Origin of the sequence: Actinomadura sp. 6K520 (assembly GCF_004349245.1) — a bacterium.
GTDB lineage: Bacteria > Actinomycetota > Actinomycetes > Streptosporangiales > Streptosporangiaceae > Spirillospora.
Genome location: NZ_SMLC01000044.1, coordinates 1 through 15,264 on the forward strand (window position 1 = coordinate 1; position 15,264 = coordinate 15,264).

Genomic DNA, 15,264 nt, shown 5'->3' on the forward strand with positions numbered 1-15,264 from the left:
CCTGTTCGCCCGGCGGCGCGGCGGCACCGCCGCCCCCCGCCGGGACGCCAGATGACAGGAGAATCACCCAAACAAGCGATTGAAAATTCACAAATCGGGCTTACAGCTTTCGAATGAGCGGTGCCATGGCGATATGTCCGTCGTAATCGCACATGGTTGATCAATACCGGCTAAGATCGCCAATCGGACGCGGCGGCCGATCATGGTCGGCCGCGCCCGCCCCGGCCTGCGCAACGGCGCCCGGGCCACCCCGCACACCCAGGTGGTAATCAGTGCTGATGATCGTCGATGCAATAACCGCCATCTCCGCCATTCCGTACATTTTCATGTGGTGACCGGCAGGGACGGGGCCGATTAGGGACGTTCCCCGCACACGGGGCGCCGGTCGTGGTGAACTGAACGGATGACAGATCCCATGACCGTGGCGATCGCCACCGCCATGGCCGGCAAAGCCGTCGAGGTCGCGGGCGAACCCGTCCGCGCGGCCGTCGCCGAGATGTGCCGGCGGGTGCGCGAGCGGGTGCGCGGACGTCCAGCCGACGAGGCGGCCCTGGCCAGGGCCGCCGAGGACCCCGAAGCCGTCGAAGGGGCCGTCCGGCGCCTCCTGGACGACGATCCCGGTTTCCGCGCCGAACTGGAAACGCTCTGGAACCAGGCCCAGACGAAGGCGTCCGCGAACGACGAGGGCGTCGTCAACGTCTTCAACGGCCGGGCCGACAAGGTCGTCCAGCTCCGCGACGTCCAGGGCGACCTGAACATCAACTAGCCGGGGCCGCGGCCGGCGCCTCCCGAGCGAGTTTCGGTCCGTGTCGAACCACGGGCGAGCGGTCCCCGTATGACCGGCCGTGGGAGACCAGCCGGGAGCCGGGGTCGCGGTCGGCGGAGAACCGTGAAGGCGCGCGTCAGATGACCGGCGACGCGCCCGGCCCCGCCGATCCGTGGGCACCGTTCCTGGCGGCGCTCGAAACCGGATGCGGAACGTGCGGCGGCACGGGCAGCGTCGTCCGCGAGCAGTGGCGGGCCTGGTACCGGCAGGCCGACGAGCTGGTCCGGGTCGCGCAGGCGGCGCGCAGAGCGGCGGAGATGACCCCCGACAAGGCACCGCACCAGGACTTCTCGTACGGCTCGGTCAGGCTGGGCCCCGCCGAGCCCTCCATCGTCGCCGCCATCGACCGCGCGATCGACGACCACATGAGGGCCCGGCCGGAGGGCCCGGAGGAGACCGCCTGTGCGACATGCCGCGGCTCCGGGGCGGTACTCACCCCCGCCGGGCGGCGCCTCGCCGAGATCCTGGCCCGCCACGGCTTCTTCCGCGACAGGTGACGCCCCTACTCCTGGCCGACGTCGAACTCCCAGTGCCACGGTTCGTACGGGCTGCTGTAGGCCCACTTGGGGTGGATCCAGCCGTACTTCTCGGAGTTGTCCTCCAGCCACTTGAACTGGGGTGAGGACTCGCGCTGGACGCCGTCGCACAGATCGACGGCGATGCCGATCCCGTGCTTGCTGTTGCCGGGACGCGCGGCCATCCCCGCCGGCATGCTCTCGTACAGCCGCTTCTGCTTGTTGTAGCCGCGGTAGGAACTCCGCACGCACATCTGGTCGCCGAAGCGCTCGTGGTACGCGGCGTTGAGCTTGTAGAAGGCCACCGCGGCGTCCGCGCGCAGGTACTCCCCGCCCTGGGGCAGCTCGCAGAGCTGGTCGACCGGGATCCGGCCGTTGGCGTACCGGGCCGTGCTCTTCGAGGGGTCGCAGTCGTCCGGTGCCTTGCGCGGCGGCTCATCGGCTCGTCGCGACGACCGTTCGGTACGTTCCGCGGCGGCCTTCGTGGGCCGGGTCTCGCCGGCCTCCGCCGAGTTCCCGCGTCCCGCGCCCTCGTCCCCCGAATCTCCGTCCAGCGGCGCCAGGGCCACGGAGCCCGCGAAGACGCCCGCGAGGACGACGCTCAGCACGGGTGCGGTCTCGATCTTCTTTCTACGGTGCCGACCAATCACGGCGTCTGCTCCTTCCATGCCGCCTACCGGGTTAGCTGACGGATTCGGGCATGGAAGTCGCCCTACGACCCTCGTCGCGCGTGGCGAGGAGGCGTCGATTCACCCCTGCGAGGCGGCATGGACCGCACGTCGCGCTGGTTCCCCGGCTCCGCGCATCACGCGGACTCGGCGCAGCCGTCCCGTCCGGCCAGGGCCTGCTCCAGACGAAACGGACACGAATCGATGGTTACGGCGCCTGGCAGGCACCGATTCGGACAGACCGTACCAAAAGCTCAAGCGACTGCAAACACCCCGCAAAGCCACCCCCACCTGCCAGAACGCCGCCAAGTCCCCCCAGTCCGCCCGGCCGCCCTTGCAGGAGCCAGGCGAGACAGGGCCCTGGCACGCATCCGCACGGGCGTGCGCGTCCACGCGGATGGGGGCTGCCGGCGGTCACGCTCCGCCGTCAGTGCGGACCCTGGCCCGCCCATCACCCTCGGCCGTCGCGAGACACCGGGCGCGAAGCGGACATGAAGCCGATCTGAAGCGGGTGGGTGCTTCACTGCCTCCTGCCCGGCCCGCCACAGTTCGGATTGCGAACGATGCGCTCCCTCCCGGCTGGCTTGCACTGAAAGAGGTTGTGACGTGCGTGGTGGCCCTGGCCGCAAAGTCCACGGGGCGTGGAACCCGCCCTACCACCGGTTCCCGCCCCGAAGGATGACGACTACGGCAGCGAATTCACCGCGGCTTTCGTGCTTACTTGCCCTGCCGTTCCGCCACCCGAGGCTCTTCGCATCGTCCCCCGCGCCAACGGCACCGTGACCACGGTTGATCAGAGCTGTTCTTCCCCGGTCGCAGCGGATCCTCTCGTTCACACATCGCGGCAGACAGGTTTCTCACATCGGAGAAGACGTATTCGCATGAAGACGCCAATTCGGTCCACTCAGCCGACGAGCGCCCTCGAAGACGAGGCCACGGGCTGTTGCCGGTCGCTGGGCGCCGCATTGCGCAGCGCCCGGCTTCGACGCAATATTTCATTGCGCGAACTGGCGCGGCGCGTCCATTACAGCCATACCTATCTGAGCAAGATCGAGCGTGGGGACAAAGCGCTCACACTGCCTCTGGCCGAGCAGTGCGACGAAATTCTGGGCCCGGACAGCAACCTGGCCGCCCTGGTCCAGCGGGCGCAACTGGCGCGCACCCGCTGGCCCCGGCCCCGGCAGTTGCCGGCCGGGCCCTCCCTGTTTGTCGGGAGGGAGGCGGAGCTGGCCAGCGCGCGCGCCTGGTCGCGCACCCGCCGGGCGGGAGAGGCCGGAGTGCCGATCCTGGCGGTTCACGGCCCGGCCGGGATCGGCAAGACCGCGCTGGTGCTGCGCTGGGCGGCCGAGCAGGCCGAGCGGTTTCCGGACGGCACGCTGTTCGCCGACCTGGGCGGCGGCGGACGGCGGGTGGATCCCGCCGTCGTGCTGCGCGGGTTCGTGGCAGCGCTGGGCATCGAGCGACATCGGATACCCCAGGACGTCCGGGAGTCCGCCGCCCTGTTCCGCTCACTCCTGCACGGCGCCAGGACGCTGGTCGTGCTGGACAGTGCGGTGGACGACGAGCAGGTCATCCCGCTGCTGCCCGGCGCGGGCGGCGGCAACAGTGTGGCGATCACCAGTCGCGAGCGGCTGACCACCGTGCACGCCCGCTTCGATCCGCTGCGAATCACGCTCGGCCGCCTCCCACCCGCGAAAGCCGCTGAGCTGCTGCACTCCCTCGTGGGCGGTGGCGGCGACGTCCAGGCCGGGCGGGTCGGCTGGGCTTCACCGGAGGAGATCAGGTCGGCGGCCTATGACCTGCTGAATCGCTCGCGGCAACCGGAAGTGGGAGGGTGACGGCGAACACGGTGGGTGCGCAAAAGCGAAGGAACAAGCCGGTGCTGCCGGATCTCGCCGCTACGGTGGTCAAGCACGGCCTGCTGATGATTCGGGCACTCTGGCTGGCGGTGCGGGGAGGGCGGGATGTGCCCGCAGACGGGAAGGCGATTCACTACAGCGGGCAATTGCGCCCGATGATGTGGGTCTTCTTCGTGCTCGGCCCGCTGGAGATCGCGTTGGTGGAGCTCGCGGTGCCGTGGCCGCCGCTGCGGCTGGTCCTGGTCGTGTTCGGCGTGCTGAGCGCCCTCTGGTTCCTCGCGCTGATCGCGACGTTGTACAAGTACCCGCACAGCGTCGATCCGCGTCGGCTGCGGCTGCGCTATTGCTCGTTCTTCGATCTCCGGGTGCCGGTCACCGATATCGAGACCGTCTCCATCTCCCGGCGGGGACGCTCGATGAGGCGGTCGGCCGAAGTCGTCGACGGAGTGCTGATTCTGGAGGTTTCCCGGGCGACCAACGTCTCCGTCACCCTCCACCGCGAGCACCAGGTGGATCTCGGACTGCGCGGCCGAAAAACGGCACACCAAGTGGATTTCTGGGCGGATGACCCGGCACGCGCCGTCCAACTCATCCGCGCTCGGATTACCTGAATCATATGTGCATGCGCCCCCTTTGCGAAGACCTCCGGCGCCCATCAATGGTTCCTCGAAGAGTCACCACTGATCATCTGGACGAATGCCGCCAATGGCGACACTCTGGTCCGGAGAGCGCGACCGCCGCGCTCCTGCCGAATGGGGAGTCATGGAGAAGAACGAGGACGTGGTGACCGCGTCGGTTCCCGAGGCCGACATCGAGAAACTGGTTCAGCAGATCCAGGCCGACGACGCGGCGAACGCCGAACTGGGCGAGGTCGACCTGTCGTTCGCCGAGATCTCCGGACTGAGCGACGAGGAACTGCAGAAGTTCCTCGAGGAAAAGGCCAGCGTCACGGCGGCGAGCGGCGTGCAGCAGAGCGTCATCGGCTTCGCGGTCACCATCGGCGTGCACTGCTGATCTGGCCTTCGCATGAATCCGACCATCGATCACGATGAGCGGATGCGGGTCCGGGCGCTGGGTTTTCACACCCGGCGTCCGGGCGCCCATCCGAAGCCCCCTGAGGACTGGCGTGCCGAGCGCACCGCCGATCGACCCGCGGTGGCCGACCGCGTGCACGGCCTGGAACTCGGCGCCCCGGTCGCGTGGGTGCGGCCCTGCGTCTCCCGGCGCCCCGTCGCGCTGGCCGGGTTGGTCGACGGACGTCACATCGTGCTCAAGTGGCCGGACGAGGACCTGGACCGGACGGGCAGCCGGGAAGCCGAGATCCTGGACCTCCTGCACGCCGCCCCGCTGGCGCCCGCGACCCGGCTGGCCCTGCCCAGCCCGGTGCCGCTGGACGCCCCCGGACGCGTGCGCGCCTACGACGCCGTCCACCCCGCCGTCAGCCTGCGCGATCTGCTGGGCGCGGGCGTGCTGGGCCCGGGGCACATCGACGCCCTCGCCACCGCCCTGGCCGGGCTCCACGCCGCGCCGTGGCCGGCCGAGGTGTTCGACGACCCGGACATGCGGATGACCGTCCCCGCGCCGCGCACCACGCTGCTCACCGTCGAGGAGTACTCCCGGGGGGTGGGCGCGGAGTTCGACGTCTGGATCCGCGCAATGCAGCGGCTCTCGGACTGCTTCGCCGAGCTGCACCGGGACTGGGACGCTCGCTCGCTCGTCCACTTCGACCTTCGCGACGACAACGTGCTCTACGGCTCAGGCGGGAGAGTGCGGATCATCGACTGGGAGTTCGCCGCCGTCGGCGACCCGCGCTACGACGTCGGCTACCTGGTGGCCCAGTTCGTCGTGCACGCGCTGCGCTCGCGTCCCGGCACCCGTCCCGCGCTGCCCGCCGAGGCCCTCGGCATGGCCGACCGGTTCACCGCCGCCTACTTCACCCACACCCCCGGCGGGCGCGACGCGGTGCGGACCGTCGTGCGATACGCCGGGCTCGTGCTGCTCCAGCATGCCGGCGCCCGCCTGGAGCTGTTCGGCTCACTCGGCCGCACCGGGCACCTGTGCCTGCTGCTCGCCGAGGGCCTGCTCCGCCACCCGGAGACGCTGGCCGACCGCCTGTCCACCGGATGTGCGCGGTGATCCGGCACGAGGACCTGTTCCGAGCCATCGCCGCCGATCTCGTGGTGGAGTCGCCCGAGAGGTTCCGGCACCGCGAACTCGGTGCGTTCACCCCGCCCCGGGATCTGGAGACCACCGCCGACCGGCCGCTGCTGGTTCCGCTGTGCCGCACCGTGTACCTGCTCTACCACGCGGGCGATCAGCCGTCGGCGCGGCTGTTCCTCGGCGGAGGCCACGCCGCCCGCGCGGTGCACGACCTGGAGGACGCCGAGCACGCCGAGCGGCTCTCCCACGCCGCCAGGCGCTACGGGCAGTGGTCCGGCGGCTGGACCGTCACCGAGTTGCGCGGCCCGGACGCGGTGGTGGCCCGCGACGGCCTGGCGCTGCTGGCCCGGCCGCACGAGCTGTCGGAGCCCGCCGAACGGGCCGGGCAGATGCTCGGCGTCCGGTTCCGCACGGACCACCCCTACCGGGTGCCGGGCTGGTACTGCGTGGTCGGGGAGGTCGGCAGGCCGAAGAGCGCCGACCTGGTGCGGATCTACTTCTGCCTCGACAACCCCGACGCCGCCCCGGCCCTGCTCACGGCGGTGCTGGACGAGCTGAACCGGCACCGGATCGCCTTCGAGGCGAAGACGGTCAACAACCCGGCGTCGCTGCTGCGCCGGGACTCCTTCGTCGTCTACCTGGAACGCCCGGAATGGGAGCGGCACCGCGGGTTCTTCACCGACCTGAGGCGCACGCACGAGGCGGACCTGCGTGAGGACTACCCGCGTTTCGCCCTGCGCCTGGACAAGGGCCTGTCGTACGCGCAGGACCCGGACCTCCCCGAGGGGACCATGAGTTTCGGCGAGCACCGCAGCCTCCTGGTGGCCGAAGGACTGCTGGACGCCTTCGACGCCGGCGCGCGCACCGCGGCGGAGCGCTTCCAGGCGATCCGCGCGCGGTACCGGGCGGCTGGGCTCGACGTGCGCACGCCCTACCTGAACGGGGAGCCCGCGCGGTGACCGGTTCCGAGTGCGTCCGCGACATCCGCGGCCCCATCGCCGATCGGCTGTGCCTGCGCACGCCATCGGGCTTCCACTGGGTCGAACGCCTCCACCGGCCCGGCCCGCAGTATCTCGACGCGGCCCAGCTGTCCCGGCTGGGCAGGGCACTCCCGGCCGCGCACCTGCCGCGGGTGCGCTCCGCCGCGGTGGCGGTGTGGCCCGCCGTGCCGTCCCCGGCACTGCTCAGCGACCGGATGCTGGCGCCCGCCTTCGCCGAGGACGACCCGGACTGGCCGCGGATCCTGCGTGTACTGGGTGCGCAGGCGGCCAGGGTGCACCGGGCCCCGCTGACCGAGGAGCTGCGCGCCGCCCTGCCCGACCGCAGCGGTGGCCCCGCCTGGCTGGCGGAGGAGGCCGTCGCCGCCGAGGTGCGGGCCCATCGCGAGCTGCTTCCCCTGGAAACCGCACCGGAGCTGTGTGCGGCCGCGGCCCGCCCGCCGGCCTCCGCCCCCGCGACGCTGGTCCACGGCCGGTTCTCCGCCGGATCGTGCGCGGACGGCCCGGTGCCGCTGGCGTGGCGCGAGGCCGGGATCGGGGACCCGCTGCGGGATCTGGCACACCTCGTCGCCGAGATCGTGGAGGCCGCCGCGCTGGTGAACTGCCCGGCGGCGGTGGCGCGGGCGCGCGTGGACTCCTTCCTCGACGGCTACCGGGACCTGGCACCCGCCGATCTCGCGCCGCTGTGGGACGCGGTCGCGCGCCGGATCGTCGAGCACTACGCGCAGGGCGTGTGGGCCGGCGGCGACCTGGCCGGAGCAGCCGCCGCGCTGCCCCAGGTGGAGCGGTACTGGACCGCACTGCGACCGGCGGATGTGGCGCACCGATGAACGGCGACAGGATCGACCTGTCCGGCGCGCGGATCGTTCTCGGGGTGAGCGGTTCGGTCGCCGCACTGGGCACCGCGCACCTGCTGATGTGGCTGCGCACCCGGTTCGGCATCACCGGCGTGTCCGTCGTCCTGTCGGACATGGCACAGCGTTTCGTGACCCCCGCCTCGCTGACCGCGGTCGCCGACTGCACGGTCGTCACCGGCTGGTACGACCTGCCCGAGGGCACCAGGTCGCACGTCGGCATCGCCGCGCACGCCGACGTCGTGCTCGTGGTGCCCGCGACCGCGAACACCATGGCGAAGATCGCCAACGGCATCGCCGACTCCACGCTCACCGCCGTCGTGGCCGCCGCGAGCTGCCCGGTGATCCTAGCGCCATCGATGAGCGAGACGACCTGGAACAAGCCCGCCACCCGGCGCAACGTCGCTCAGCTGGTCGCGGACGGTTACCAGGTCGTCGACCCCAAGGAGGGGATTTCGACCAGCACATCCGAACTGGAGCTGGGTTCGGTCGGCGACTTCCGCGGCCCGCTGGTGCGCGCGCTGATCGCCACCCGCTCGGCAACACCCTGGGGAGAGGAGCGACCGTGATCACCAAGGACACGGTGCTGATGAGAAGACCGGACCTGATCGTCCAGCTGGACAGTGCCAACACCGCCCGCGTGCACCACGGCAGGGTGGTGTCGGAGTTCGGCAGGCACGCGCCGGCCCTGCTGGACGTGTTCTGGCAGCCGCGCACCGTGGGCGAGGCGCTGCGCCTGCTCGCGCCGAGGCTGGCCGGTGCGCGGGCGCTGGACGAGGCGGTGAGCACCCTGAGCCAGCTGGTCTCGGCGGGGGTGCTGGCCACAGAGCACCGGCTGGGCTTCACCGACCTGGTGTTCCCTATGGGCGGCTACGGCATGGCCTACCCGAACATCCGGATGCTGGACGACCCGATGCGCAAGCGGCTGTTCGTACGCGCGGTCAAGGAGGTCGTCCAGCCCGGTGACGTGGTGCTGGACCTGGGCACCGGCTCGGGCATCCTCGCCGTGGCCGCCGCACAGGCCGGCGCCCGGCTCGTCTACGCCGTCGAGCCCGCGCAGTCGATCGGCGTGGCGCAGGCGGTGGCCGAGCGCAACGGCGTCGCCGACCGGATCACCTTCCTGCGCGACTGGTCGTCCTCGGTCGAGCTGCCGGAGAGGGCGGACGTCCTCACCACCGACATCGTCGGCAACGACGCGCTGGACATGGCCATCTGGGAGACCGTGCAGGACGCCCGCGAGCGCCTGCTGGTCCCCGGCGCCCGGCTGGTACCCGAGCTGATCAACGCCTATGCGACCCTGGTGGACCTGCCGTCGGAGTTCGTCGCGGCGCACCGGGTGGTGCCCGAGCACGTCGAGCAGTGGAACGCCCGCTACGGCATGGACTTCTCGCCGCTCCTGGAACACGACCGCGACCGGGTGGCCGGTTTCTACGAGCCGCCGGACCTCGCCGCGCGCTGGCCCCGGCTGTCCCCCCCGACCCCCCTGTTCGACGTGGACCTGCACCGCCGCGCCCGCGTGTTCACCGGCACCGCCGAGGTGGTCGCCGACCGGGCGGGGGCCGCGAACGGCGTGATCATCCACTTCGAAGCCCGGCTGTCCCCGGGCACGACCCTGTCCACCGACCCGGCGGACGGCTGCGACAAGAGTCACTGGTTCACCGCCGGGTGGGCGTTCCCCCGGCCGGCCGACGTGGCGCCCGGCACCGCGGTCGCCCTCTCGTACCACTACACCGGCGACGGCCGGGCCGCCGTCGAACTCGCCGGGTTGGCGGCGCTGGAGGAGGTGACGGCGTGAGAATCCGCGACCACGCACCGAAGTACGCGAGCAGCGGCACGCACCGCGAAGTGGCCGCCGAGGAGACCGCGTCCCGGATCTGGCCGTACCTGCGGCACATCGGGGTCACCCGGGTCGCGAACATCACCTGGCTGGACTCCATCGGCATCCCGGTGTACAACGCGATCTCGCCCCGCTCGCGCGATCTGATATCGGTCTACAACGGCAAGGGCCTGCGGCCCGTGGACGCCAAGGTGTCGGCGGTGATGGAGGCGGTGGAACGGTTCGCCGCCTGGCTGCCGCGCACGCCCACCGCCATCGCCTCCTACAACGAACTGGCCAGGGGCGCCACCGCGGTCCTCGACCCGGCCGACTGCAACACCAGGCTGCACGCGCGCTACCACGACGACCTGCCCGTGTCGTGGCTGACCGGCTACGACCTCGTCCGCAGGGAGCCAGTGCTCGTCTCCATGCACGGCACCATCTACAGCGACCAGTACCACGAGTCGCCGGTGTACCACATCGCCTCCACCAATGGCCTCGCCTCCGGCAACACCCTTGAGGAGGCGGTCACCCACGCGCTGTGCGAGCTGATCGAACGCGACTCGATGACCCTGGCCGAACTGGTCACCACCTACCTGGAGGGCGTGCTGCGGACCGGTACCTCGGTGCCCCGCCAGCCCGAGGCGGTGACCGCGGCGATGCGGTCGCGGCACCCGCACTTCGACATGGACCGGCTGCCACCCGCGGTGGCCGAGGTGGTGGGCCTCTTCCGGGCCGCCGACGTCGAGGTGCGGATGGTGGACATCACCTCGGAGCTCGGCGTGCCCAGCGTCTGGTGCGCGACCGTCGAGACCTTCGGCCCGACCCTGGACTCTCAGGGCCACGGCGGGTTCGGCACCCACCCCGACGTCGAAGTGGCGATGATCCGCGCGCTGACCGAATGCGCGCAGAGCCGCGCGGTGGACATCCAGGCCATGCGCGAGGACATCAGCACCCCCGACGAGGAGGTTCCCAAGCACCTGCAGCACGTGCACCGGGCCAAGACCATCAACAAGTCCGGCTGGTGGTGGGAGCCGACCGACGTGCTCACCACCGCGGCCGACGTGCCCAGCCACCCCTCCGGCGACGTCGCCACCGACCTGCGGCTGCTGCTCGACCGGCTCGTCGCCTGCGGACTCGACCGGGTGATCGTGGTGGACCTGAGCCCGCCGACGGTGCCCGCCTCGGTGGCCAGAGTGGTCGTCCCCGGCCTGGAGTCCTGGTCGGTCGACCACAGCAGGCTGGGTGCGCGGGCGGCCCGGCTGTGGAACGAGACGGTCACCGGCCTGGCCCGGCCCGCCGAGGCGGCGGCCGCGGGGAGGGGGGTCTGATGCGCGCGGCGGTGTTCTGCGGTACCAGCCTGAGCCACGCCGACGCGGCGCGGGTTCTCGACGCCGAGTACCTGCCACCGGTCGGCAAGGGCGACGTGGACCGGCTGCTGGCACGGCCCGGGCGGCCGGAGATGATCGGCATCGTCGACGGCCGGTTCTTCCAGTCGTTGTCCATCTCTCCCAAGGAGATCCTGCGCGCGCTCGACGCCGGCGTCGCGGTCTACGGCTCGTCCAGCATGGGGGCGCTGCGCGGGGTGGAGTGCGCCCCGTACGGCATGGTCGGCATCGGCGCGATCTTCGATGCCTTCCGGTCCGGAGAGACCGACGAGGACGACGAGGTGGCCATCACCTACTCGACCGAGACGCTGGAACCGCTGTCCGAGCCGCTGATCAACCTGCGGTTCGCGATCGCGGCGGCGGTACGCGCGGGCTCGGCGACCCCGGAGCTCGGAGAGCGGTTCCTGCGCGTGGCCAAGGAGATGTACTTCCCGCGACGGTCCGCCGCCGCCGTGCTGAACGTGCTGCGGCGGGACGTCCCCGCCACAGAGGTGGACGCTCTGGCCGCGTATCTGCGCACGAGCGCGCCGGACACCAAGCGCGCTGACGCACTCCTGCTGCTGGAGCGGATGGGCAGGGACCTGGCGGCCGGGCAGCCCCCCGCGGGGGTGCGCGCATGACGAGCGTGGCGCTGGACCTGCGCGAACGGTGGCTGGCCGACGGCTACGCCTTCCCGGTGCCGCTGCTGCCGCCGGACGAGGCCGCTGGGCTGCTGGCCGCCGTCCGCAGGCACGAGGAGATCTCCCGGCGGGTCGGCGGCCGGGTCGCGCAGCGGTGGAACTCGCCCAAGATCCACCTGCTGGCGCCATGGGCGGACGCCCTGGTGCGCGACGAGCGGCTGCTCGACGTGGTCACCCGGCTCATCGGCCCGGACGTCCTGGTGTGGTCCACAACTGTGTTCACCCGCCCGGCGGGCAGCACCGAGCGGCTCGCCTGGCACCAGGACGCCCTGCACTACGGCTGGGTGAACCCGCGCGGTACCGCGGTGCGGGTGTGGCTGGCGCTCACCGGCACCACCCGGGAGAACGGCACGATGCGGTTCCTGCCCGGCCCCCACAACCGGGAACTGGTGCCGCACCGTCCGAGCGGCGGCGCGCACGGGCTGGAGGTGGACATGGAGCTCGACGAGGCCGCCGGGGTCGACGTGCTGCTCGCGCCGGGCGAGGCGTCGGTGCACACGCCCACGACGGTCCACTCCTCCGGGCCGAGCGCGGCGGCGGCCGACCGCGTGTGCTTCGCCATCGACTACATCAGCCCGGCACTGCGGCAACTCCCCGCGCCGGACAGCGCCCTGCTCGTCCGCGGCCGTGCCGCGCCGGGCTCGTTCGCCCTGGAGGAACCGCCGGGCAGCGAGTACGGCGCGGCCGCCCTGCGCGGTTTCCACGAGGCCGTCCTGGCGCGGGACAGGCACTTCGTCGCGGTCAGCCGATGATCGCCGGCACCGGTCTCCCGGAACGGGTCGCCCTGGACCCGGCCGCGTTCCCGCCCGTCGAGGACCACCAGCGGTACCCGACGTGCGCGGCGGCGGTCACGGCGACACTGGCGGCCTTCCACGCGCACCGGCTCACCGGTTCGGTGTGGCGGCCGTCGGTGCTGTTCAACTACTTCACCTCGCGGATCGTCGGGGACTTCATCCGGGGCGAGGGCTCGCGGGTGGACTGGTGCCTGGCGGCGTGGCGTCGGTTCGGTATCCCCGACGAGGCCAGCTGGCCGTTCACGGCGGCGGCGATCGACCGGATGCCGGACGCGCACGCCTTCGTCCGCGCCAAGGCCTACCGGGGCATCGGCTACCGCAGGCTCGACGGTGCGGGCACCTCCGGGACGGCACGCCTTGAACGCATCCGCGAGCACCTCGCGTCGGGCGCACCAGTGACGGTGGACTACCCGCTGAATCCCGTGCAGGCCCCGGGAGGCGAAACCGGGGAGATCCCCGAACTGCCGCCCGGCGCCGAGCACTGTGCCCGGCACGTGGTCCTCGCCGTCGGGTACGACGACCGGCGCGGCGCCCTGCGCGTCCGCAACAGCTGGGGCACCGGCTGGGGCGAGATGGGCCACGCCTGGCTGCCGTACCGGTACGTGCTCGAGGGCCGGACGGAACACCACTGGACGGTCGAGACGGGACATCGGGAGAGCACATGACGGACACGGTTGCGGTGGTCACCGGCGCCAGCGCGGGCATCGGCGCGGCGACCGCGCTGGAACTCGGCAGGCGGGGCATGCACGTGGTGCTCGTCGGCCGTGACGAGACCCGCCTGCTCGCGGCCTCCCGCGCGGTCAACGAGGTCGCGCCGACCCCCTCGCGCCCGGTGCGCGCGGACTTCACGCGCCTCGACGACGTGGAGGAGCTGTCCCGCGTCCTGCACGGGGACTATCCGGCCATCGAGGTCCTGGTCAACAACGCCGGTGTGCACACCACGCGCTGGGAGCTGACCGGGGACGGGCACGAGATCACCAATCAGGTCAACCATCTGGCGCCGTTTCTGCTGACCAGCCTGCTGTGGGAGCTGCTGTCGGCGCGGCCGGGCGGCCGGGTCGTGCAGACGGGCTCGCTGCTGGCCGAGGGACTGGACCCCGACGACCTCGACCGCACGCGGCACCGCCGGGCAGGCTGGGGTGCCTACAAGGCCTCCAAGCAGGCCAACGCGCTGGTCGCGGTGCGCCTCGCCGGGCTCACCGGCCCCGCCGGGCCGGTCCCGATGTGCTGCCACCCGGGCATGGTGCGGACCGCCTTCGCCTCCGGGTCGGTGCCGTACCGGACGTTCCGCCGGGCGTTCCCCTTCCTGTTCCAGCCGGTCGAGACCGCCGCGCTCGCCCTGGCCGAGCTCGCGACCGGCGAGGACGGGGTGAAGCATCCGGGGGCGTTGTTCAACGGCACGAAACCGGTGCGGAGCCTCAAACGCTGGCGGGACCCCGTGCTGGCGCGGCGGCTGTGGGAGGCCACCGAACGGGCGCTCGGTGAGGACAGGCTCGGCCCTGCGCACCCGAGGGTCGACGCATGACGGCCATCGCCACACCGCTGGAGCGGTTCCTCGGCGCGGACATGTTCCACCGCGACGTCCACCCGCTGATGGCAGAGGTGCGCGCCGAGACCCCGGTCGCCGCCGTCGACGTGCCCGCCACGGCCGAGTCCCCCGCGTCCCGACAGTTCTACGTGTTCACGCACGCGCTGGTGCGGGAGGTGATGGGTGACCCGGCGCGGTTCTCCAATCTCGCGTACGCGCCGCAGATGCGCATGTTCGCGGGGCGGACGATGCTGGAACTGGACCCGCCCGAGCACTCCGAGTACCGGGGGCTGATCGCGCCGCTGCTGCGGCCGTCGGTCGTGGGCCGCCGCTACCGGGAGCTCGTGGAGTCGGTCGTCGCCGCCGGAGTGGGCAGGCTCACCGGGCGGGCCGAGCTGCTGGCGGACCTGACCTCGTGGGTGCCGGTGCGCGTGATCGGCGGGCTGCTCGGCGTGCCCGGGGCGGACATGGAGAAATTCTGCGCGCTCGCGCTGCGGTTGATCGACGTGGCCTCGGAGTGGCGCGTGGTGGCCGAGGCGCGGACGGAACTGGCCGGGTACTTCACCGACCTCGTCGCGGCACACGGGGGCGGACCCGACCTGCTGGGCGACCTGCTCGCGATCCGGACGCCTCGCCGGTTGAGCACCGAGGAGCTCGTGTCGTTCCTGCTTCTGCTGATCCCCGCGGGCATCGAGACGACCCACCGGGCCGCCGCGAGCCTGCTGCTGACCCTGCTACAGCGCCCGGCGCTGCTGGCCGAGGTACGTGCGGACCGGTCGCTGCTGCCGAAGGCGCTGGAGGAGGTGATGCGTTGGGAACCCGCCGTGGCCGGCGGCCTGCGGATCGCCCGGCGCCCGACGACCCTGGACGGGGTCGCCGTGCCCGCCGGCGCTGTGGTGTACACCTCTTTCCTCGCCGCCAACCGGGATCCTGCGCAGTTCGCCGACCCGGACGCCTTCGACGTGCACCGCGGCGGGCTACAGCACGTGACCTACGGGCACGGGCCACACCTGTGCCTGGGGATGCACCTGGCGAGGTTCGAGGTCGTCGCCCTGGTGAACCGGGTCCTGGACGTCCTGCCGGGACTGCGGCTCGATCCGTCGGCTCCGGAGCCGTACTTCCACGGCAAGATCTACCGGACGCCGAACGCCTTGCCCGTTGTTCTTTGAGTTGAAGCG

At 71.8% G+C, this 15,264-nt stretch carries 17 protein-coding genes and 1 riboswitch; of the genes, 16 read left to right on the forward strand and 1 reads right to left on the reverse strand.

All coding sequences use genetic code 11. From position 1 onward, the window contains the following. Nucleotides 1-403 precede the first annotated feature (403 nt). Nucleotides 404-766, forward strand: coding sequence for a hypothetical protein (locus E1289_RS14385; RefSeq protein ID WP_131980208.1), 363 nt, complete (start codon nt 404-406; stop codon nt 764-766). A 140-nt stretch (nt 767-906) separates the two neighbouring features. Beyond that, a complete protein-coding gene (locus E1289_RS14390) occupies nt 907-1,323 on the forward strand; it encodes a hypothetical protein (protein WP_131980210.1) in 417 nt (138 codons plus the stop codon). 5 nt (nt 1,324-1,328) lie between these two features. Here E1289_RS14390 and E1289_RS14395 read toward each other — a convergent pair whose 3' ends face one another. Further along, complete coding sequence (locus tag E1289_RS14395) at nt 1,329-1,991, reverse strand: M15 family metallopeptidase (RefSeq protein ID WP_243712825.1); 663 nt, start codon at nt 1,989-1,991, stop codon at nt 1,329-1,331. A 6-nt stretch (nt 1,992-1,997) separates the two neighbouring features. Continuing rightward, nucleotides 1,998-2,172, reverse strand: a riboswitch (cyclic di-AMP (ydaO/yuaA leader). A 718-nt stretch (nt 2,173-2,890) separates the two neighbouring features. Here E1289_RS14395 and E1289_RS14400 point away from each other — a divergent pair. The 14 genes from E1289_RS14400 (at nt 2,891) to E1289_RS14465 (ending at nt 15,255) form a co-directional block, all read left to right on the forward strand. Next, on the forward strand, nt 2,891-3,847 hold the full coding sequence (locus E1289_RS14400; protein WP_131980212.1) for a helix-turn-helix domain-containing protein: 957 nt from the start codon (nt 2,891-2,893) through the stop codon (nt 3,845-3,847). Then, the gene (locus tag E1289_RS14405; protein WP_131980214.1) at nt 3,844-4,479 is read left to right on the forward strand and encodes a hypothetical protein; all 636 of its coding nucleotides are present in this window, start codon (nt 3,844-3,846) and stop codon (nt 4,477-4,479) included. Before E1289_RS14400 ends, E1289_RS14405 begins: the two co-directional genes overlap by 4 nt. Nucleotides 4,480-4,630: 151 nt before the next feature. Then, nucleotides 4,631-4,882: a thioviridamide family RiPP peptide gene (gene tvaA, locus E1289_RS14410; protein ID WP_165970469.1), complete on the forward strand. Its 252-nt coding sequence runs from the start codon at nt 4,631-4,633 to the stop codon at nt 4,880-4,882. Nucleotides 4,883-4,894: 12 nt separating this feature from the next. Beyond that, the gene (locus E1289_RS14415) at nt 4,895-6,004 is read left to right on the forward strand and encodes a phosphotransferase (protein WP_131980218.1); all 1,110 of its coding nucleotides are present in this window, start codon (nt 4,895-4,897) and stop codon (nt 6,002-6,004) included. Beyond that, the gene (locus E1289_RS14420; protein WP_131980220.1) at nt 6,001-6,987 is read left to right on the forward strand and encodes a T3SS effector HopA1 family protein; all 987 of its coding nucleotides are present in this window, start codon (nt 6,001-6,003) and stop codon (nt 6,985-6,987) included. The genes E1289_RS14415 and E1289_RS14420 overlap by 4 nt, the downstream gene beginning before the upstream one ends. Further along, on the forward strand, nt 6,984-7,856 hold the full coding sequence (locus E1289_RS14425) for a hypothetical protein (RefSeq protein ID WP_131980222.1): 873 nt from the start codon (nt 6,984-6,986) through the stop codon (nt 7,854-7,856). Before E1289_RS14420 ends, E1289_RS14425 begins: the two co-directional genes overlap by 4 nt. Continuing rightward, nucleotides 7,853-8,449: a flavoprotein gene (locus E1289_RS14430; protein WP_131980224.1), complete on the forward strand. Its 597-nt coding sequence runs from the start codon at nt 7,853-7,855 to the stop codon at nt 8,447-8,449. Before E1289_RS14425 ends, E1289_RS14430 begins: the two co-directional genes overlap by 4 nt. Beyond that, on the forward strand, nt 8,446-9,675 hold the full coding sequence (locus tag E1289_RS14435) for a 50S ribosomal protein L11 methyltransferase (protein WP_207928967.1): 1,230 nt from the start codon (nt 8,446-8,448) through the stop codon (nt 9,673-9,675). The genes E1289_RS14430 and E1289_RS14435 overlap by 4 nt, the downstream gene beginning before the upstream one ends. Then, nucleotides 9,672-11,027, forward strand: coding sequence for a YcaO-like family protein (locus E1289_RS14440; protein WP_131980226.1), 1,356 nt, complete (start codon nt 9,672-9,674; stop codon nt 11,025-11,027). The genes E1289_RS14435 and E1289_RS14440 overlap by 4 nt, the downstream gene beginning before the upstream one ends. Next, nucleotides 11,027-11,704 (forward strand): TfuA-like protein, encoded by a 678-nt coding sequence (locus E1289_RS14445; protein WP_131980228.1) that lies wholly within the window; start codon nt 11,027-11,029, stop codon nt 11,702-11,704. The genes E1289_RS14440 and E1289_RS14445 overlap by 1 nt, the downstream gene beginning before the upstream one ends. Then, the gene (locus E1289_RS14450; protein WP_131980230.1) at nt 11,701-12,516 is read left to right on the forward strand and encodes a phytanoyl-CoA dioxygenase family protein; all 816 of its coding nucleotides are present in this window, start codon (nt 11,701-11,703) and stop codon (nt 12,514-12,516) included. The genes E1289_RS14445 and E1289_RS14450 overlap by 4 nt, the downstream gene beginning before the upstream one ends. Next, nucleotides 12,513-13,223, forward strand: coding sequence for a C1 family peptidase (locus E1289_RS14455; RefSeq protein WP_131980232.1), 711 nt, complete (start codon nt 12,513-12,515; stop codon nt 13,221-13,223). The genes E1289_RS14450 and E1289_RS14455 overlap by 4 nt, the downstream gene beginning before the upstream one ends. Then, entirely contained in the window at nt 13,220-14,083 is an 864-nt protein-coding gene (locus E1289_RS14460; protein ID WP_131980234.1) for an SDR family NAD(P)-dependent oxidoreductase, read from the forward strand. The genes E1289_RS14455 and E1289_RS14460 overlap by 4 nt, the downstream gene beginning before the upstream one ends. Then, on the forward strand, nt 14,080-15,255 hold the full coding sequence (locus tag E1289_RS14465) for a cytochrome P450 (protein ID WP_131980236.1): 1,176 nt from the start codon (nt 14,080-14,082) through the stop codon (nt 15,253-15,255). Before E1289_RS14460 ends, E1289_RS14465 begins: the two co-directional genes overlap by 4 nt. The last annotated feature ends 9 nt before the right edge of the window (nt 15,256-15,264 follow it).